The following is an 18,207-nucleotide window of genomic DNA, read 5'->3' as shown; positions in this document are numbered from 1 at the left end:
ACATGTGCGGGATCATCGGCTACGTCGGCGACGAGGCGGCCGGCCCCATCGTCTACCGCGGCCTGGAGAACCTGGAGTACCGCGGCTACGACTCCGCGGGGATCGCGCTCGTCGACGGCGCGGCGGGCGCGGGCGAGGAGCGGGCGGGCGCCGAGGGGCTCACCGTCACGAAGCGGTCGGGCGAGGTCGCGAACCTCGACGTTCCCGACTCCGAGGCCACCTGCGGGATCGGCCACACGCGCTGGAGCACGCACGGGCCGCCGACGGACGCGAACGCGCACCCCCACACCGACTGCGAGGGGTCGGTCGCGGTCGTCCACAACGGCATCGTCGAGAACCACGAGACGCTCAAGGCGGAGCTGTCCGACCACGCGTTCACGAGCGACACGGACACCGAGGTCATCCCCCACCTGATCGAGGAGGAACTGGCGGCGGGCGCGGACCTCCGGACCGCGGTCGAGCGCATCGACGACCGGCTGGAGGGGAGTTACGCGATCTGTGCGGTCCACGAGGCCGCCGAGCGCATCGTCGTCGCGCGACAGGACAGCCCGCTCGTCCTCGGCCACGGCGAGGCGGCGTCGTTCGTCGGCAGCGACGTGACGGCGTTCCTCGACCACACGCGCGACGTGACGTACCTGGAGGACGGGGACGTGGCGGTCCTGGAGCCGGGACGCGTCGACGTGTTCCACGACGGCGAGGCGGTCGACCGCCCGGTCGAGACGGTCGAATGGGAGGCCGACGCCGCGGAGAAGGCCGGCTACGAGCACTACATGCGCAAGGAGATCCACGAGCAGCCGACCGCCCTCAGGCAGGCCATCTCGGGGCGGCTGGACGCCGACCGCGGCGCGGTCGACCTCGACGTCGAGTTCCCGGAGCCGTTCCTCAACAGCCTCGACGAGGTGCAGATCGTCGCCTGTGGCACCTCCTACTACGCGGGCCGGTACGCGGCGGAGCTGATCGAGGAGTTCGCCGACGTGCGGACGACGGTGGAGATCGCGAGCGAGTACGAGTTCGGCGGCGGGCGCGACCCCCACCGCACGCTGACGATCGCGGTCACGCAGAGCGGGGAGACGGCCGACACGCTGGGGGCGATCCGGCGCGCCGCGGCGGCCGGCGCGCGGACGCTCGCGGTGACGAACACCCTCGGTAGCACCATCACACGCGAGGTGGACGACGCGGTGTTCATCCGCGCGGGCCCGGAGATCGGCGTCGCGGCGACCAAGACGTTCGCCTCGCAGGTGACGACGCTGGCCATGCTCGCGGTCGCGCTCGGTCGCGGGCGCGACGCCATGTCGGCCGCGCGGGCCCGCACCGCCGTCGAGAACCTCCGCGGGCTGCCCGGCGCGGTCCAGCAGGCGCTCGACGCGGAGGACGCGGTGCGGGCGGCCGCCCGCGAGTACGGCGATTCGGAGGCGTTCTTCTTCGTCGGCCGCGAGCTCGGCGTCCCGGTCGCGCTCGAGGGGGCGCTGAAGCTGAAGGAGATCTCCTACGACCACGCGGAGGGGTTCGCGGCCGGCGAGCTGAAACACGGCCCCCTCGCGCTGGTGACCCCGGAGACGCCCGTCCTCGCGGTGCTGACGGACGGCGCGAAGCCCCGGGAGACGATGAACAACGTCACCGAGGCACAGACGCGCGGCGCGCCCGCGCTCGGTGCGGTCTCGGCGGGCGAGAAGGCGGACGCGCTCGACGAGGCGTTCGCCGTCCCCGAGGCGGGCGTCGTCGAACCGCTCGTCGCGAACGTCTACTTCCAGCTGTTCGCCTATCACGTCGCCAACGAGAAGGGGCGATCAATAGACAAGCCGCGGAACCTCGCGAAGAGCGTCACCGTGGAGTAAGAGGCGGATCAGCCCGGATTCACCGTCTTCGACCGCCGTCAGGCGAGCAGCAGCGGGACGCCGTACGCGACCGCGAGGCCGGCGAGGAGGACGACGAGGCCGATCCCGACCTCGCGGCCGCCGAAGTCCTGCATCGGTGCGGTTACGCGCTCGTCCGGGTCCGGCTCGTGCGAGTGGTCTGCCATGGGCGACGGTGCGTTCGCCCGGTACAAAAGCGCACCCGATCCGGGCCGGTCGGAACGGGTGAGCGAGCGTGGGTCCCGGAACGGCCGACGTTGCGTCCTTTTTGTAGCCACGGCCGGCGTCGCGCCCTTTTTGTAGCCCGCGGCGCGAAATCCTCCCAACGAATGGGCCTCACGAAGCGGATCATCCCCTGCATCGACGTGGACCTCGACGAGGACGGGAACGCGGCCGTCTACACGGGCGTCAACTTCGAGAACCTGGAGTACACCGGCGACCCGGTCGAGCTGGCCGAGAAGTACAACGAGTCTGGCGCCGACGAGTTCGTCTTCCTCGACATCACCGCGAGCGCCGAGGGACGCGAGACGATGCTCGACGTGGTCTCCGCGGTCGCCGACGAGTGCTTCATCCCCCTGACGGTCGGGGGCGGCATCCGGACGAAGGCGGACATCAAGGAGACGCTCCGCGCGGGCGCGGACAAGGTGTCGATCACCACCGGCGCGCTGGAGCGCCCCGCGCTCATCGAGGAGGGCGCGGCCGCGTTCGGCTCCCAGTGTATCGTCATCTCCGTCGACGCCCGCCGCCGGTACGACGACGCGGGCGAGCACTACGTCGAGGTCGACGGCGAGGACGTCTGGTTCGAGTGCACCAAAAAGGGCGGCCGCGAGGGGACCGGGATCGACGCGGTCGCGTGGGCCGCGGAGGCCGAGGCGCGCGGCGCCGGGGAGCTGTTCGTCAACTCCATCGACCGCGACGGGACGAAGGACGGCTACGACGTGCCGCTCATCCGGGCGGTCTCCGAGGCGGTCTCGACGCCGGTCATCGCCTCCTCGGGCTGCGGCGGCCCCGAACACGTCTACGAGGTGTTCGAGGAGGGCGGCGCGGACGCCGCGCTGGCCGCCTCCATCTTCCACTACGGCGAGTACACCATCGAGGAGGTCAAGGAGTACCTCGACGAGCGCGGCGTGCCCGTGCGGCTCTGACCGGCCGGATATCCGGCGCTTCGAACGGCCACGACACCGTCGCGAACCCCGTCTCGATCCGGCCGCCCTCCCGGGATCCACACCTGATAATCGGATCGGACCACCTTTTTACCCCGACGCCCAATCGTCGGATACACATGTCCACCACGCAGTCCGGAGGACCTGTCGGCAGCGGGGCACCGCCGCGGCGAGCACCCGGCGAGGACGACTCGCCGCTCGTCTGCCAGCGAGCCGAGGGTCCGAACGGCGACGAGGAGTGGACGTTCTACGAGGCGGACCGCGAGCCGGAGCGCCGGACGACGCGCTGGCTCACGGTCGCGGACGCGGACGTGGTTCCCGCGGCCGACTGGCGATAGTCGGTCGGTGACGCGGCCGGCGGCGAATTTCTCCGTCCGGACGGGAACGCCCGCCAGCCGCAGCGCCGCGAGTCGGGCGTCGTGAGTCGGGCGTCGTCACTCGGAAGCGCGGCGACGGTCGACAGAAATCGGTGCTCCGGTTCGCGGTCGGCAGTCCACGACCGACGGGCCGGGGTCGAGCGGCTCCCGGCCTCGGGTCCGTGGCGCGCTCAGGCCGCCTTGACGGCGTCCGCGAGCGCGGTCGTCTTCTCGTTGATCGCCTCGGTCGCCGTGCCCACGGCGTCGAGGGGGTCGCCGGACTCCGTCTTCACGGTGAGGATCGGGTCCGTCTGGCCGCCCGACTGCTCGGGGTTGACGTCGTAGGTCGCGGCCGCCACGTCGTCGGTCTCCAGCAGCGCGCCCTTCAGCACGTTCATGAAGGTGTGGTCCTCGCCCGCGATCTCCAGACGGAGCTCCTCCTCGGTTTTCTCGATGACCCGCAGTTCCATGGGGTACGGTTCGCCCGAGCGGCGTTTGAAGGTTTCGTCTCCGCCGGATCCGGGTGAGAGGCCCTCGCACGCGTCCCGCAAGCATTTACGACGCGCTCCGACGCTTTGCCGAGGAGCTGTGGCTCCCGTACCACCGCGACCTGGCCGCGACGGTCGAGGCGCACGCGCTCGCGGACCGGCCCGAGGAGGAGCTCATCGCGGAGAACGTCGCCTTCCACCGCGACCTGCTCGAGGAGGGCCGCCGCGGCTGGGTCGCGGTCGGGGAAACCGGGACACAGGAACCCCCGACCGACGGGCGTCTGGCGGACGACTTCCCCCCGAACGCCGACCTCGCCGGCTTCGTCCTGACCGGCGTCGACGCCTGTCCCGACGTGTTCGACCGGCCCGATCGGCTCGTGATCGGCGACATCTACGTCGCCGAGCCGCATCGCGGCTCCGGGCTCGCGAACCGGTTCGTGGAGCGTGCTGCGGCCGACGCCCGCGAGGAAGGCTGTCCGGAGCTCCGCCTCGACGTGGATGTGGACAACGAGCGCGCGCTCGCCTTCTACGAGAAAGCGGGGTTCTCCGACTACCGGAAGCAGCTGACGATGTCCGCCGACGCGGTCTGAGAGGAAGGCTCCGCCGTCGTGTCTGTTTCTGCTGCTGATCCTGCCGACCTGGGCGGCGCCACCCAGGAATCCCCTGCCGGTTCGACCGGCCGCGTACCGGCGGACGGTGCGGGCTGCCTGCAGTCGCGGGCTGCCGGGCTACGACTCGCTGACTCTCGCTCGACAGGCTCGCGAGAGCGTCGTCGTGGCCGGATCGAGCTGACTGCCCCGTCAGTCCCACCCACCGCACAGCACCGCACCGCGACCGCACGGCGGCCTCGCACCTCCCCAACCTCGGGCTGGACGCGGCCGCGGACAGCACCACATCGCGGCCGCGTCCAGCCCTCCCTCGCGCGCGTTGCTCGCGCGCGCCGACCGCACCACCGTGGTGGCTGAACGGACAGCCGCGGCCGATCGCGCAGCATGGTCGCGGCACGCGACGGGGACGCTCCCGCAGCGTCACGAGCGTGTCACCCCATCCGTAACCCCACCTCAGGCGTCGTCGCCCGCGGTCGGATCCACGCCGGAGGCGGCGTGGGTCTCGGCTTCGGCCGCGTCCGCGGCATCGGCCCCTCCGTCCGTCCCGTCGCCCTTTGCCGCCGCGACGAAGCCCGGAACCTCCTCGGCCGCCGCGGCCGCGAGCCTGTCGTCAGCCGGGACGATCCGCTGGCGTGGGCGGCCGACGCGGCGAGGGACCGGCTCCGTCTCGATCAGGCCGGCCGCCTCGAACTCGGCTTTCACCGACGAGAGCGTCGCGGGGCTGGCCAGTCCGCAGTCCTCGGCCGCGCGCCGGAGCCCGTAGTTGACCGCGTCGCGGCGCGCGCCCGCGGCGTACACGCAGTCGAGGTGGTCGCAGGGGTCCCCGCGGTCGACCTCGGGGAGCGCGTCGAGCAGGCGGAGCAGTTCCGCCGCCACGTCCGCGTCGCACCGCCCGGCGAACGCGCCGAAGAGCGCGCGACGGGAGGGCGTCCGCAGGGCGTACGGCTCGGCGTCGGTCAGCCGGGTCTCCCACCGGCCCCGGACCTCGTCGACCCGCTCCGGGTCCGTCTCGCGGACGGCCGCGTACCCCGCCGCGTCCGCGGCCGGGAGCGGCACCGCGACCGCGCCGTCGGCGACCAGGAGCGTGCTCGGCTCGCGCGCCTCGACGGTCACGAGCGAGAGCGCGTCGGCCTCGCGGAACGCCGCGACGCGGCTCGCCGCGTGGAAGCCGTCGAGGACCGCGTCAAGCACAGGCTCGCGCGCCGCGACGCGCAGGTGCGGGAACGACTCCGGAACCGGATGCGGGAGGTCGATCGACCCGGTGGCGTGGTCCTCGCGCGCGTCAACCTCGCTCCGGAGCGTCCCGACCGTCGGCGCCGCGACCGCGGGGGCCGCGTCGGCCAGCGCGTCGAGGACGCTTCGGAGGAGCCGCTCGCCGGGGTCCACGAGCAGGACCGGCCGGGGGCCCGACAGCCCCAGCGTTCCCCCTGCGAGCGGGAGTGTCGGCGTCGAGTCGGCCATTCGTCGGTGACTCGCCGGGTGCGGGCATAAATGTTCGCGCGAAGCCGAAGACTAAGGCCGGCGAGGGGCGCAGGGTCGGGCATGCAGCAGATCCTCGTCGCCGGTGAGACGCTCATCGACTTCATCCCCGAGGAGCCGGGGCCGCTCGACGAGGTGGAGACCTTCCACCGCCGGGCGGGCGGGGCGCCGGCCAACGTCGCGGTCGGGCTCGCGCGGCTCGGTCGCCCCCCGGCCTTCTGGACCCGGGTCGGCGACGACCCCTTCGGCGACTTCCTCGCCGCCACCCTCGCGGACGCCGGCGTACCGACCGAGCACGTCGAGCGGGACCCGGACGCCAAGACCGGCCTCGCGTTCGTCAGCCTCGACCCCGACGCGGACCGCGCGTTCTCCTTCCACCGCGACGGCAGCGCGGACACCCGGATGGAGCCGGGCGGGGTGGACGGGGCGGCGCTCGCGGAGACCGACTGGGTCCACGCCGGGGGCGTGACGCTGGCCGACGAGCCGGCCCGGACCGCGACGCTGGACCTGCTCGCGCGGGCCCGCGAGGCCGGCGCGACCGTCTCGTTCGACCCCAACGCGCGCCCCGAACTGTGGACCGACTTCGACTTCCCGGGCTCCTGCCGCGAGGCGTTCGCGCTCGCGGACGTGGTGAAAGTCTCGCCCGAGGACCTCGACGCCGCGGGGTACGACGGCGCCGCCGTCGACGAGTCGGACCCGGCCTCCGCGACAGACGCCGCGGCCGCGGTCGCCGCCGACGGCCCGCACACGGTGCTGGTGACGCTCGGCGGCGCCGGCGCGTTCGCGTACGCGACCCCCGACGCCCCGTGGAACGACGGCGACGAGCCGATCGCGGTCGACCACGGGGGATACGCCGCGGAGCCGATCGACACCACGGGCGCGGGCGACGCCTTCACCGCGGGCGCGGTCGCGGCGCTCTCGGCGGGCGAGTCGCTGGCCGAGGCGGTGGCGTTCGCGAACGCGGTCGCCGCCCGGACGACGACCGAGAAGGGGGCGATGACGGCGCTCCCGGACCGGGAGGCGGTCGCGGCCCTCCGCGGGGAGTAGGGGCGCTCGGCCGGTCGCGGTTCGCGGTCCCGACGCTCCGGCCGCAACCCCCTTCCCGCCGGGCCACGACGCGTCGCACATGTCGGACACCGTCGTCGCGCTCGGCGGCAACGCCATCCTCGAGAGCGGCGAGGGGACCGTCGCCGACCAGCGCGCCCGGATCCGCGAGACGCGCGACGCGCTCGCACCGCTCGTCGAGCGCGGCCACGACCTGACGCTGACTCACGGGAACGGACCGCAGGTCGGCCACCGCCTGCTCGCCGAAGAGGCGGCCGAGGGCGACCCGGAGCCGCTTGACGTGCTCGTCGCGGAGACGCAGGCGCAGGTCGGCTACCTGCTGGCCGGGGAGTTCGGCGACGCGCTCGGCGGCCGGCCGACCGCCGTCGTGACCCGCGTCCGAGTCGACCCGGACGACTCGGCGTTCGAGAACCCACAGAAGCCGGTCGGCCCCTACTACTCGGCCGAGGAGGCGGCCGCGAAGCCGTTCGAGACGACGGCGGTCCATCGCTCGTCCGGCTCCGCGGACGGCCGGGACGACGCGGCCGGCGGCGCCACCGCCCACCGGCGGGTCGTCCCCTCGCCGGAGCCAGAGGAACTGCTGGAGGCCGACCGGATCCGTCGGCTGGCCGACGACGACGGCGGGCCGGTCATCTGCGGCGGCGGCGGGGGGGTCCCGGTCGTCCCCGCCGACGGCGGTGACGGCGGTGACGGCGGTGACAGCGATGACGGCGGAACCGCGCCGGACGCCGGCGCGTACGACGGCGTCGCCGCGGTGGTCGACAAGGACCGCACGTCGCGGCTCGTGGCGGAGGCGGTCGGCGCGGACACGCTCCTGTTCCTGACGGACGTGGACGCGGCGTATCTGGACTACGGGACGCCGGACCAGCGACGGCTGGCGGAGGCGACGCCCGCGGAGGTCCGCGAACACGCCGCGGACGACCAGTTCCCCGCGGGGAGCATGGGACCGAAGATCGACGCCTGCGCGACGTTCGCCGGGGAGACCGGCGGCGAGGCGCTGATCGCCGCGCCGGACCGGCTCGCGGAGGCGCTCGACGGCGACTCCGGAACCCGGATCGTTCCGGAGTGAGCGGCGGCCCGGTCGACGGTGGGCCGGCGGTCACGCGGTCGGGGCGGTTTCGGACGCGGAGCGCTCGGCCCGGAGGAGCACCGCCAGCGCGACGAGGACGACCCCGCCCGCCGCCCAGAACGCGACCGCGTAGCCCGCGACGCCCGCGAGCAGGCCGCCGAGCGCGCTCCCGAGGCCGGTCCCGACGCCGGCGAGCGCGGAGTAGGCGCCCAGAGCGTCCCCCCGGAGGGCCTCGTTCGCGAGCCGCGTCACGAGCCCGGTCGCCGTGACCGCGATCATCGCCCACGTCACACCGATGGCCAGGAACAGCCCGCCGAGTGCGGCGGTCGCGGGGAGCGAGACCGCGGGCAGCACCGTTCCGAGCGCGGCGACCGCCGGGAACAGCGCCGCGCGGCCCGCGAGCGCCACGTTCTGGACCACGGCGGGGCCACGTCGGGCCGCGAGGCGGCCGACCGGCGTGTAACAGACCGCGGACCCGACGTTCGCGGCGAGGAACAGGCCGAAGACGACGCCGGTCGCGTAGCCGGCCTCCGCGAGGTACGCCGGCATCGGTCCCCAGAACACCGCGAAGCCGACCGAGAACAGCGTCGCCGCCGCGAGGTAGGCGGTCAGGGGGCCCGAAAAGCGGTCCCGGGCGGACCGCTCGGGGTCACCCGCGGTCGCGTCCGCCGCCCCTCCTTCGCGGTCGGGACGGCGACGCGCTCGGCGGGCACGGCCGAGATACCCCGTCAGCACCCAGTAGAGGCGCGTCGGCCCGTAGGGGACCGACCTGATGTACCGACCGGCGCCCCAGCCGTCCCGGTCGAGGCGTGCGAAGACGCGTCGGAACCGCGCGGCGCTCGTGGTCGCGGGCTCGGGGTACCAGCGCGCGGCCGCCGCCAGCGCGCCCGTCGCGACGACCGCGAGCAGGAAGCACAACAGTTCCTGTGCGGCCACCGCGCCGAGCGCGCGCGGGACCGTCGCGGTCCAGACGGTTCCGAGCACAAGCCCCGCGACCCAGCCGTAGCCCTGTACCGCGTTGAGTCGGGCGATCCGCGCGTCCCACTCGGCGACCTGCCGGCCCTCCACGACGATCAGGTTCAGGACCGGCGCGGCCGCGGAGACGACGAACCACATCGCCGCGTTGCCGACGAGCAGGCCGAGCGGCGTGCTCGCGAACGGGACCAGCGCCAGCACGCCCGCGAGCGCCCCGAGCGCGACGAGGACGAACGGCCGCCGACGCCCGGTTCGGGCCGCGAGGCGTCCCCACAGCAGCGCGCCGGGCACGCCCGCGAAGGCGGCGGTGGCGGCCATCGCTCCCACCACCGCCGCGCCCGCGCCGAGCGAGACCGCGTACAGCGGGAGGAGGAGCGACGCGGCCCCGACCGCGGCGTAGCCCGCCCCCCACGCGTACAGCCACCGGTCGCTCACGTCCGTGTCACCACGTCGACCTCTCTCGCTCCGGGACAAAAGGCGTTCCGCGCGAGGCGCCGGCTTCGCCGGGGAGCGGTGGGGCTCCGCGAGCGCGACGGCTTCGTCGGGGAGCGGTGGGGCTCCGCGAGCGCGACGCGGGTGCCCGCCTCGCTTTCCGCAGCACCGCCGCTTATGCGCCCCCCGGCCGAACGGAGGGCCATGAGCGACACCGACCTCGACCTGACGCTCGGTCTCGGCACCTCCGGCAACGACGACCCCGAGGAGTGCGCCGCGACCGTCCGCCGCGCGCTCGAGCGCGGCTACAGACACGTCGACACCGCGCAGATGTACGACAACGAGGCGGCCGTCGGCGAGGGGCTGGCGCGCGCGTTCGACGACCCCGACGCCGACGTCTCGCGCGAGGACGTGGTCGTGGCGACGAAGGTCCACCCCGATAACCTCGCGCCCGAGGACGTCCGAGAGACCGCCCGCGAGAGCCTCGACCGACTCGGCCTCGACTACGTCGACCTGCTGTACGTCCACTGGCCGACGAGCGCGTACGACGCGGCGGCGACGCTGCCGGCGTTCGACGACCTCCGCGAGGCGGGCGTAACCCGTCACGTCGGCGTCTCCAACTTCACCTCCGACCTGCTGGAGGAGGCGGCGGGGATCCTCGATGCGCCCATCGCGGCCCATCAGGTGGAGTGTCACCCGCGGTTCCGGCAGGACGAGCTGCGGCAGCTCGCACACGACGACGGCCACTACCTCGTCGGCTACTCGCCGCTCGGCCGCGGGGAGGTCCTCGACGACCCGACGCTGACCGCGGTCGCCGAGCGCAACGACTGCTCGCCCGCGCAGGCCGCGCTCGCGTGGGCGCTGGCCCGCGGCGTCGTCCCGATCCCGAAGGGGACCGGCGACCACGTCGACGAGAACTACGCCGCGCTCGAGGTCGACCTCCCGGACGAGGACCTCGCGGCTATCGACGGGATCGACGCCGAGGAGCGCCTGATCGACCCCGACGAGGCGGCCTGGAACCGATAAGCGGGACGCTCGTGCTGCTTGACGTCATCGACAAAAACCCCGTCAGGCGCGGCCTCGACGCTCAGTCGTCGCCCGAAACCGCGCCGGCGTCGCCGTGGACGTTGGCGCCCGCCTCGGCCGCGTCGGGGAGGTCCTCGCGCACGTCGTCGCCGACGCCCTCCGCGATGACGTCCGCGTAGGCGTCGGGGAGGACGCGCGTGAACGCCTCGACCGCGTTCGCCCAGTCGTCGAGCAGTTCCCGCGCGCGGGCGCTGTCGGTGTAGGCGGCGTGATTCTCCACCAGCCGCCGGAGCATCGCCTCGTCGCGCTCGGAGAGGTCGTCGGAGAGCGTCACCATCCCGGTGTTGGCCTTCTCGGCGAGTTCGCCGTCGGGGTCGTGGACGTACGCCACGCCGCCGGACATCCCGGCCGCGAAGTTGCGGCCGAACTCGCCCAGCACCGCGACGACGCCGCCGGTCATGTACTCGCAGCCGTGGTCGCCGACGCCCTCGACGACCGCCTTCACGCCGGAGTTGCGGACCGCGAAGCGCTCGCCAGCGACGCCGTTGACGTAGGTCTCGCCGGCGGTCGCGCCGTACAGGCAGACGTTGCCCGCGACGACGTTGTCGGCGGGGTCGTAGCCGGCGTCCGCGGGCGTCCGGATCACCACCTTCCCGCCCGAGAGCCCCTTGCCGACGTAGTCGTTGGCGGCGCCGGTGAGGTCCATCGTGACGCCGCGCGCGAGGAACGCGCCGAAGCTCTGGCCCGCGTAGCCGTCGAGGTCGCAGGTGATCGTGTCGTCCGGGAGTCCCTCGCCGCCGTACTCGGAGGCGACGCGGTTCGAGAGCGTCGCGCCGACCGCGCGGTCGACGTTCGTCACGTCCTCGGAGACCGTCACCGGCTTGCCCTCCGCGAGCGCCGGCTCGGCGGCGTCGATGAGGTCCCAGTCGAGCGCGGTCGCGACCTCCTCGTGGCGCTGCTCGCGGATCTTCGTGCGCACGTCGCCCGCGGGGTCGGCGATGACCGCCGACAGGTCGAGGTGGCTCGCCTTCTCGTGGTCGGTCTCGCGCTGGGTCAGCAGGTCGGGCCGGCCGATGAACTCCTCGAGGTCGGTGTAGCCGAGTTCGGCCATTATCTCGCGCAGCTCCTGCGCGATGAACGTCATGTAGTTGATGACGTGCTCCGGCTCGCCCGGGAACCGCTTGCGCAGGTCCTCGCGCTGGGTGGCGACGCCGACCGGACAGGTGTTCTCGTGACACTGCCGGGCCATCACGCAGCCGGAGGTGACCAGCGACGCGGTGCCGAAGACGTACTCCTCAGCGCCGAGGAGGGCGGCGACGGCCACGTCGCGGCCGGTCTTGAGCCCGCCGTCCGCGGTGACCCGGATGCGGTCGCGCAGGCCGGTCGCCCGCAGCATCTGGTTCGCCTCCGCGAGGCCGAGCTCCCACGGCAGCCCCGCGTTCTTGATCGAGGTCTTCGGCGACGCGCCGGTGCCGCCGGAGTGGCCGGAGACGTGGACCACGTCCGCGTTCGCCTTCGCCACGCCCGCGGCGATGGTGCCGATGCCGGCCTCCGAGACGAGCTTGACGTTCACGTCCGCTTCGGGGTTGGCCGCCTTCAGGTCGTAGATCAGCTGCTTGAGGTCCTCGATGGAGTAGATGTCGTGCTGGGGCGGCGGCGAGATGAGCCCCACGCCGGGCGTCGAACACCTGACGTGCGCGATCATCTCGTTGACCTTCTCGCCGGGGAGGTGGCCCCCCTCGCCGGGCTTGGAGCCCTGCGCCATCTTGATCTGTAGCTCGTCGGCGCTCGCGAGGTACTCCGCGGTGACGCCGAAGCGCCCGGAGGCGACCTGCTTGACGTTACACTCGCGCTCGGTGTCGAACCGCTCCGGCGGCTCGCCGCCCTCGCCGGTGTTGGACTTGGCGCCGAGGCGGTTCATCGCGATGGAGTTGTTCTCGTGGGCCTCCGGCGAGAGGCTCCCGAGGCTCATCGCGGCCGTCGAGAAGCGCTCCACGATCTCCTCGACCGGCTCCACCTCCTCGACCGGAACCGGGTCGCGGTCGGAGTCGAACTCGAGCAGGCCGCGCAGCGTCTGGAGGCTCTCGGACTGGTCGTTGACCAGGTCGGCGAACTCCTCGTACTGCTCGTAGTCGCCCGCGCGGACCGCCTGCTGGAGCGTGCCGACCGTCTGCGGGTTCCAGCCGTGTTTCACGCCCGAGGAGCGGTGCTCGTACTCGCCGGTGGTCTCCAGCTGAGGGTCAGCGCCGAACGCCATCGCGTGGCGGGCGCGGAGGTCGCCCTCGATCTCGTCGACGCCGATCCCCTCGGTCCTGATCTCCGTCCCCTCGAAGTACTCGCCGACGAACTCGGAGTCGAGCCCGACCGCCTCGAAGATCTGGGCGCCCTGGTACGACTCCACCGTGGAGATGCCCATCTTCGCCATCGTCTTCAGCAGGCCGTCCTCCAGCGCCTTTCTGTACGCCGCGAGGGCCTCGTCGGCGTCCGCGCCGTCCGGCCCCGCGACCGTGTCGCGGATGGAGTCGTACGCGAGGTACGGCGTCACCGCGCCGGCGCCGTACCCGACCAGCGTGGCGAGGTGGTGGACCTCGTGGGGTTCGCCCGACTCGACGACGAGGCCGGCGTGGTTGCGGAGCCCGTTGCGAACGAGGTGGTGGTGGACCGCCCCGGTCGCCAGCAGGCTCGGGATGGCGAGCCGGTCCGGGCCGACCGCGCGGTCGGAGACGACGACCACGTCCGCGCCGGCCTCGATGGCCGCGGCCGCGTCGTCGCGCAGGCGGGCCACCGCGTCCGCCAGGTCCGCGTCGGGGTCGAAGGTGGCGTCCACGACAGCGCTCTCGAAGGCGTCGTCGGGGTCGTCGCCGAGCGCCTTCAGCGAGGCCGTCTCCGCCTCGGTGAGGACCGGGGAGTCGCAGACGATCTGGCGGGCGTGGTCGGCCGACTCGTCCAGCAGGTTGCGCTGGAAGCCGAGCCGCGACTCCAGCGAGGTGACGAGTTCCTCGCGGATGTAGTCGATGGGCGGGTTCGACACCTGCGCGAACAGCTGTTTGAAGTAGGTGAACAGCGGGCGGTCGACCTCCGTCAGCACCGAGAGGGGCGTGTCGTCGCCCATCGAGCCGACCGGGTCCTTCCCCTGTTCGGCCATCGGCTCGACGAGGTGGTTCAGCGAGTCGGTCGTGTAGCCGAACGCGGCCTGGTGGGCGCGCACCTCCTCGACGGTGGGCTCGGCCGGATCGGCGTCGTCCGCGTCCGCCGCGGCGTCGCCCGTCTCGGCCGCGACCTCCTCAAGGGCGGCCTGTTCCTCGTCGACCCACTCGCCGTACTTCTCGTCGGTGAGGTCGTCAAAGACCTCGTCGTCGGGGACGACCCGACCGCTCTCTAAGTCCGCGACGAAGATCTCGCCGGGCTGGAGGCGGCCGCGGGACTCGACCTCGCCGGGGTCGGTCGGGATCGCACCCACCTCCGAGCCGACGATGAGGCGGTCGTCGCTCGTCACCTCGTAGCGGCACGGGCGCAGCCCGTTCCGGTCGAGGACGCCCGCGACGCGGTCGCCGTCGAAGCCGATCACGAGCGCCGGGCCGTCCCACGGCTCGACCAGCGAGGCGTGGTAGTCGTACCAGTCGGCGCGCTCCTCGCTCATCAGGTCGTCGCCGCGGAACGCCTCCGGGATCAGCATCCGGAGCGCGTGCGGGAGGTCCCGGCCGGTCTGGAGCAGGAGCTCGACCGCGTTGTCGACGCTGGCGGTGTCGGACTGGTTCGGGTCGTCGATGACCGGCTTGACCGTCTCCAGGTCCGCGCCGAAGCCTGGGTGGGAGACGTCCGTCTCCCGGGCGCGCATCCAGTTGATGTTGCCCTGGATCGTGTTGAACTCGCCGTTGTGGACGATGTTTCTGTACGGGTGCGCGAGGTGCCACGCGCCGAGCGTGTTCGTCGAGAAGCGGGCGTGGACCAGCGCGACCCGGCTCGCGAACCGCTCGTCGGAGAGGTCGGGGAAGTAGGCGGCCAGCTGGTCGCCCTTCAGCAGGCCCTTGTAGACGACGCGGCGGCGGTCGAGCGAGCAGACGTAGAAGCGGCCGCCGCCATCCACGTCCGCGGCGGCCGACTCGACGGCCTTCCGGGCGACGTAGAGCGCGCGGTCGAAGCCGAGGTGGGGGTTCGCGTCCGTGTCGTCCGCCTCGGGGTCGGTGAAGCGCGCGTCGAGGTCCGCGTCGGCGGCGGGCGCGACGAACACCTGCACGACGTTCGGCTCGGAGTCGAGCGCGGTCGCCCCGAGGTCCGCGCCGTCGGCGTCGGTGGGCACCTCGCGCCACGCGAGCACCTCGAGCCCGTACTCGGCGAACGTCTCCGCGACGACCTCGTGAAGCGCCGCCTCCGCGGCCGGCTCCTCGGGCATGAACAGCGAGCCGACCGCGTACTCGTCGGGCAGGTCGGCGTCGACGACGGACTCGAAGAAGCCGTCCGGGCGCTCGACCATGATCCCGGCGCCGTCGCCGGTGTTCGGTTCCGCTCCCGTCGTCCCGCGGTGCTGGAGGTTCTCCAGCAGTGAGACCGCGTCGGCGACGGTGTCGTGGCTCGGCTCGCCCGCGAGGTCGACGACCCCGCCGACGCCGCAGTTCGATCGGTCGTCGTCCGGCGACGCGAGCCCGTCTCCGCTCGCCTCCGCGTCGCGACCCGCCGACCCGGACGCGTCCGGTTCGAGGGTGTTACTGTGTGGCTTGGTCATACACTACCAAAACGCAGTTCGAGTTAAAGGACTAACCCTGATATGGGTAGGGTGCCTTACCCACCCATTAGGGAATATTAGGTCATTATTCTTCAGGGACTGGCATTGATGCACATGGGTAGACGGTCGGCCATCGATGACGTGTATTTTTGGATATCGAAGGCATTTACGGAGATGGGAGCGGCCTACTCTCCAGATATTTTGCCATTTAGGTTTATACTGTAAACCCGATCGGGAGAGATATTGGGAGATCCGTGTGATCAACCGTTCGGTTTCGGTCGCAGCGTGACGGACCAACTCCGCGAGTCAGTAGGACTTCGCGAAGTAGGCCGTCCGCTCGGCCGCCTCGCCGCAGACGCCGCAGGTCTCCTCGTGGTCGGCGTCGACGAGGTCGTCCTCGTCCTCGAAGGGGACCATCACGATCTCGGCGGCGATCTGGTCTTTGATCTCCTCCTCGCAGGCCTCGTCGCCGCACCACGGCGTCTTCACGTAGCCGCCGTGCTGGCCGAGCGTGCCGAGGATGGAGGCGCGGTCGTCGGCCTCGCGCACCTCGCCGTCGAGGTTCTCCTCGGCGGCCGCGTACAGCTTCCCGTAGATCTCGTCGAAGTGGGACCGCACGGTGTCGGCCACGTCCTCGCGGTCCTCGACCGCGCTCTCGCCGTCGGGGCGGTGGACCAGCGTGAGCTCCCCGTCCTCGACCTCGTGGGGACCGATCTCGATCCGGAGGGGGACGCCGTTGAGCTCGTGCTCGTTGAACTTGAAGCCGGGATTGCGCTCGTCGCGGTCGTCGAGTTCGACGCTGACGCCCGCGTCCGCGAGGTCGTCCGCGACGCCCTCGGCGTACTCGAGCACGTCCTCCTTCGTGTCGGCCTGCCAGATGGGGACGATCACGACCTGCGTGGGCGCGACGGTGGGCGGGAGCACCAGCCCCTGCTCGTCGGAGTGGGTCATGATCAGCGCGCCGAGACAGCGCCACGAGAGCCCCCACGAGGTGGTGTGCGCGACGCGTTCCTCCTCGTCCTCGTCCGAGTAGGTGATGTCGAACGCCTCCGCGAACGACTGCCCGAGGTGGTGGGAGGTGCCGCCCTGCACGGACTTCCCGTCGGGCATCAGCGCCTCGACCGTGGTCGTGGTGTGGGCGCCGGGGAACTTGTCGTGGTCGGGCTTCTGGCCGCGCAGCACGGGGATGGCGAGCAGGTCCTCGTAGACGGACTCGTACTGGTCGAGCCGCGTCATCGTCTCCTCCCACGCCTCCTCGTGGCTCTCGTGGGCGGTGTGGCCCTCCTGCCAGAGGAACTCCTTCGTGCGGAAGAACGGCTTCGTCTCCGTGGCCTCCCAGCGCACGACCGAGCACCACTGGTTCACGCGCAGGGGAAGGTCGCGGTGGCTCCGGATCCACTGGGCCATGTAGGGCGCGATGATGGACTCGGAAGTGGGCCGGACCGCGAGTCGCTCCTCCAGCTCCTCGTGACCGCCCTGGGTCACCCACGCCACCTCGGGGTCGAACCCCTCGACGATGTCCTTCTCGCGCTCGAGGTAGGACTCGGGGATGAACATGGGGAAGTAGGCGTTCTGTACGTCGGTCTCCTTGAACTTCGCGTCGAGGAAGCCCTGGACCGCCTCCCACAGCGCGTAGCCGCGGGGGCGCGTGACGATGAATCCGCTCATCCCCTCGGGACCGTAGTTCGCGAGGCCCGCCTTCTGTACGACCTCCGCGTACCACTCACCGGTGTTGTGCGACTTGGACTCGGTGATCCCGAGCTCCTGGTCGTCCTCGGTCATTACCGGAAAATCCGGCGTGTGGGACGTAAACCCTCCGAAGGCGTGTCACCGACTCCCGGTCTCGGGAGCTCCCTCACAGCTCCACCGGTGCGTCTCGCTTCGCCGCGTCGTAGACCGCCTCGATGGTGGCCACGTCGGCCGCGCCGAAGGCGCCGTCGGCCTCCGGTTCGCGGCCGGCCAGCACGCGGTTGCCGAAGTAGTCGAACTCCGCGCGCATCTGGTCGACCGCGTCGAAGGCGAACTCCGTACTCGTCGACCCGCGCTGCAGCGCGAGGGTGCGTCGGGGGTCGCCGTAGAACGCGGGATCGAACCGGATCTCCCCCTCGGTTCCGACGATCCTGAAGCTCCCGGACCGCTGGAGGTTCTGGCTGGCCGCGCAGTCGGCCACGAGGCCGTCGGGGAACTCCAGCCGGAAGCTCGCGCGCTCGTCGGGCACGTCCGCGAACGCCGAGTGCTCGCTGGACATCGCCGCCGAGACGCGAACCGGGTCGGCGTCGAGCACGAACCGCGCGGTGCTGAGGGGGTAGATCCCCAGGTCCGTGACCGAGGTGCCGCGGCCCGCGAGGTCGGGGTCGAGCCGCCACTGGTCGGCGTCGCCGTGGTCCAGCACCGGCTGCGTCATGTGGCCGCGGACGAGTCCCGGTTCGCCGACGTAGCCCTCGCGGACGAGCTCCCGCGCGAACCGAACCGCGGGGTCCGCGGTGAGGCGATAGGCGGTCATCAGCGTCACGCCGGCCTCCTCGCAGGCGTCGACCAGCGCGCGGGCGCGCTCCGCGCTCGCCTCGAGCGGTTTCTCACAGAGGACGTGCTTGCCCAGGTCCGCGGCCGCGCGGACGTGCGGCAGGTGAAGCGCGTTCGGCGTCGCGACGTAGGCCGCGTCGTACGCCTCGCTGGCGGCGCCCGCGTGGAACGCCTCGTAGTCCAGCGTCTCCGGCTCGCCCGGGAGCTCCGCGGCGACCGATTCCGCCTTGTCGGCGTGGCCCGAGACCAGCACCGTCGTCTCGCAGTAGTCGCCGGCCGCGACCGCCGGGATCGCGTGGTTCCGCGTCCAGCCGCCGAGACCGACCATCGCGACCCGGAGCGTCCCCTCGGCGGGGGTCTCCCAGTCGCGCTCGTCGAAGCGGTCGTACAGCGCGTCGAGGTCCATACGGAAACGGTGCGGGCCAGCGCAAAAGATGCTGGCGTTGC

14 protein-coding genes are annotated in these 18,207 nt (G+C 72.4%); 7 read left to right on the top strand and 7 right to left on the bottom strand.

The window, feature by feature from the left end:
* Nucleotides 1-2 precede the first annotated feature (2 nt).
* Nucleotides 3-1,835 (top strand): glutamine--fructose-6-phosphate transaminase (isomerizing), encoded by a 1,833-nt coding sequence (gene glmS, locus ACZ432_RS12970; RefSeq protein WP_426962013.1) that lies wholly within the window; start codon nucleotides 3-5, stop codon nucleotides 1,833-1,835.
* Nucleotides 1,836-1,873: 38 nt separating this feature from the next.
* Here glmS and ACZ432_RS12965 read toward each other — a convergent pair whose 3' ends face one another.
* Nucleotides 1,874-2,020: a DUF7550 family protein gene (locus ACZ432_RS12965; RefSeq protein ID WP_426962014.1), complete on the bottom strand. Its 147-nt coding sequence runs from the start codon at nucleotides 2,018-2,020 to the stop codon at nucleotides 1,874-1,876.
* A gap of 162 nt (nucleotides 2,021-2,182) precedes the next feature.
* On the opposite strand from ACZ432_RS12965, the gene hisF reads away from it, so the two are divergent.
* Together hisF and ACZ432_RS12955 are read left to right on the top strand one after the other, a co-directional pair.
* Nucleotides 2,183-2,998: an imidazole glycerol phosphate synthase subunit HisF gene (gene hisF, locus ACZ432_RS12960; RefSeq protein ID WP_426962015.1), complete on the top strand. Its 816-nt coding sequence runs from the start codon at nucleotides 2,183-2,185 to the stop codon at nucleotides 2,996-2,998.
* Nucleotides 2,999-3,135: 137 nt separating this feature from the next.
* Nucleotides 3,136-3,354: a DUF7511 domain-containing protein gene (locus tag ACZ432_RS12955; RefSeq protein ID WP_058364932.1), complete on the top strand. Its 219-nt coding sequence runs from the start codon at nucleotides 3,136-3,138 to the stop codon at nucleotides 3,352-3,354.
* A gap of 209 nt (nucleotides 3,355-3,563) precedes the next feature.
* On the opposite strand, the gene ACZ432_RS12950 is transcribed toward ACZ432_RS12955, so the two are convergent.
* Nucleotides 3,564-3,842, bottom strand: coding sequence for a DNA-directed RNA polymerase subunit L (locus ACZ432_RS12950; protein ID WP_058364933.1), 279 nt, complete (start codon nucleotides 3,840-3,842; stop codon nucleotides 3,564-3,566).
* A gap of 53 nt (nucleotides 3,843-3,895) precedes the next feature.
* On the opposite strand from ACZ432_RS12950, the gene ACZ432_RS12945 reads away from it, so the two are divergent.
* The gene (locus ACZ432_RS12945; protein WP_426962016.1) at nucleotides 3,896-4,450 is read left to right on the top strand and encodes a GNAT family N-acetyltransferase; all 555 of its coding nucleotides are present in this window, start codon (nucleotides 3,896-3,898) and stop codon (nucleotides 4,448-4,450) included.
* Between the two features lie 471 nt (nucleotides 4,451-4,921).
* On the opposite strand, the gene ACZ432_RS12940 is transcribed toward ACZ432_RS12945, so the two are convergent.
* Nucleotides 4,922-5,929, bottom strand: coding sequence for a transcriptional regulator TbsP domain-containing protein (locus ACZ432_RS12940; protein ID WP_426962017.1), 1,008 nt, complete (start codon nucleotides 5,927-5,929; stop codon nucleotides 4,922-4,924).
* Nucleotides 5,930-6,010: 81 nt separating this feature from the next.
* Between ACZ432_RS12940 and ACZ432_RS12935 the strand changes: the two genes are divergently transcribed.
* Together ACZ432_RS12935 and ACZ432_RS12930 are read left to right on the top strand one after the other, a co-directional pair.
* Nucleotides 6,011-6,994, top strand: a complete 984-nt coding sequence (locus ACZ432_RS12935; RefSeq protein ID WP_426962018.1) for a carbohydrate kinase family protein — start codon at nucleotides 6,011-6,013, stop codon at nucleotides 6,992-6,994.
* 79 nt (nucleotides 6,995-7,073) lie between these two features.
* Nucleotides 7,074-8,081 (top strand): amino acid kinase family protein, encoded by a 1,008-nt coding sequence (locus tag ACZ432_RS12930; protein ID WP_426962019.1) that lies wholly within the window; start codon nucleotides 7,074-7,076, stop codon nucleotides 8,079-8,081.
* 30 nt (nucleotides 8,082-8,111) lie between these two features.
* On the opposite strand, the gene ACZ432_RS12925 is transcribed toward ACZ432_RS12930, so the two are convergent.
* Complete coding sequence (locus ACZ432_RS12925) at nucleotides 8,112-9,491, bottom strand: MFS transporter (RefSeq protein ID WP_426962020.1); 1,380 nt, start codon at nucleotides 9,489-9,491, stop codon at nucleotides 8,112-8,114.
* A 201-nt stretch (nucleotides 9,492-9,692) separates the two neighbouring features.
* Here ACZ432_RS12925 and ACZ432_RS12920 point away from each other — a divergent pair, with 201 nt between their 5' ends.
* A complete protein-coding gene (locus ACZ432_RS12920) occupies nucleotides 9,693-10,514 on the top strand; it encodes an aldo/keto reductase (protein ID WP_426962021.1) in 822 nt (273 codons plus the stop codon).
* A 61-nt stretch (nucleotides 10,515-10,575) separates the two neighbouring features.
* Here ACZ432_RS12920 and gltB read toward each other — a convergent pair whose 3' ends face one another.
* The 3 genes from gltB to gfo6 form a co-directional block, all read right to left on the bottom strand.
* The gene (gene gltB, locus ACZ432_RS12915; protein ID WP_426962022.1) at nucleotides 10,576-15,237 is read right to left on the bottom strand and encodes a glutamate synthase large subunit; all 4,662 of its coding nucleotides are present in this window, start codon (nucleotides 15,235-15,237) and stop codon (nucleotides 10,576-10,578) included.
* A gap of 306 nt (nucleotides 15,238-15,543) precedes the next feature.
* Entirely contained in the window at nucleotides 15,544-17,019 is a 1,476-nt protein-coding gene (proS, locus tag ACZ432_RS12910) for a proline--tRNA ligase (protein WP_426962023.1), read from the bottom strand.
* Between the two features lie 73 nt (nucleotides 17,020-17,092).
* Complete coding sequence (gfo6, locus tag ACZ432_RS12905) at nucleotides 17,093-18,166, bottom strand: D-xylose 1-dehydrogenase Gfo6 (protein ID WP_426962024.1); 1,074 nt, start codon at nucleotides 18,164-18,166, stop codon at nucleotides 17,093-17,095.
* Between the last annotated feature and the right edge of the window lie 41 nt (nucleotides 18,167-18,207).

The sequence above is a fragment of the Haloparvum alkalitolerans genome (assembly GCF_055381565.1).
This window is presented reverse-complemented; position numbering and strand designations above follow the sequence as displayed.

Excerpts from the sequence above, each read along its gene's own strand:
- ACZ432_RS12920 (WP_426962021.1), top strand. The coding sequence starts at position 9,693 with ATGAGCGACACCGACCTCGACCTGACGCTCGGTCTCGGCACCTCCGGC.
- ACZ432_RS12955 (WP_058364932.1), top strand. The coding sequence starts at position 3,136 with ATGTCCACCACGCAGTCCGGAGGACCTGTCGGCAGCGGGGCACCGCCG.
- ACZ432_RS12965 (WP_426962014.1), bottom strand. The coding sequence starts at position 2,020 with ATGGCAGACCACTCGCACGAGCCGGACCCGGACGAGCGCGTAACCGCA.
- ACZ432_RS12940 (WP_426962017.1), bottom strand. The coding sequence starts at position 5,929 with ATGGCCGACTCGACGCCGACACTCCCGCTCGCAGGGGGAACGCTGGGG.
- gfo6 (WP_426962024.1), bottom strand. The coding sequence starts at position 18,166 with ATGGACCTCGACGCGCTGTACGACCGCTTCGACGAGCGCGACTGGGAG.
- ACZ432_RS12930 (WP_426962019.1), top strand. The coding sequence starts at position 7,074 with ATGTCGGACACCGTCGTCGCGCTCGGCGGCAACGCCATCCTCGAGAGC.
- glmS (WP_426962013.1), top strand. The coding sequence starts at position 3 with ATGTGCGGGATCATCGGCTACGTCGGCGACGAGGCGGCCGGCCCCATC.
- ACZ432_RS12935 (WP_426962018.1), top strand. The coding sequence starts at position 6,011 with ATGCAGCAGATCCTCGTCGCCGGTGAGACGCTCATCGACTTCATCCCC.
- proS (WP_426962023.1), bottom strand. The coding sequence starts at position 17,019 with ATGACCGAGGACGACCAGGAGCTCGGGATCACCGAGTCCAAGTCGCAC.
- hisF (WP_426962015.1), top strand. The coding sequence starts at position 2,183 with ATGGGCCTCACGAAGCGGATCATCCCCTGCATCGACGTGGACCTCGAC.
- ACZ432_RS12950 (WP_058364933.1), bottom strand. The coding sequence starts at position 3,842 with ATGGAACTGCGGGTCATCGAGAAAACCGAGGAGGAGCTCCGTCTGGAG.
- gltB (WP_426962022.1), bottom strand. The coding sequence starts at position 15,237 with ATGACCAAGCCACACAGTAACACCCTCGAACCGGACGCGTCCGGGTCG.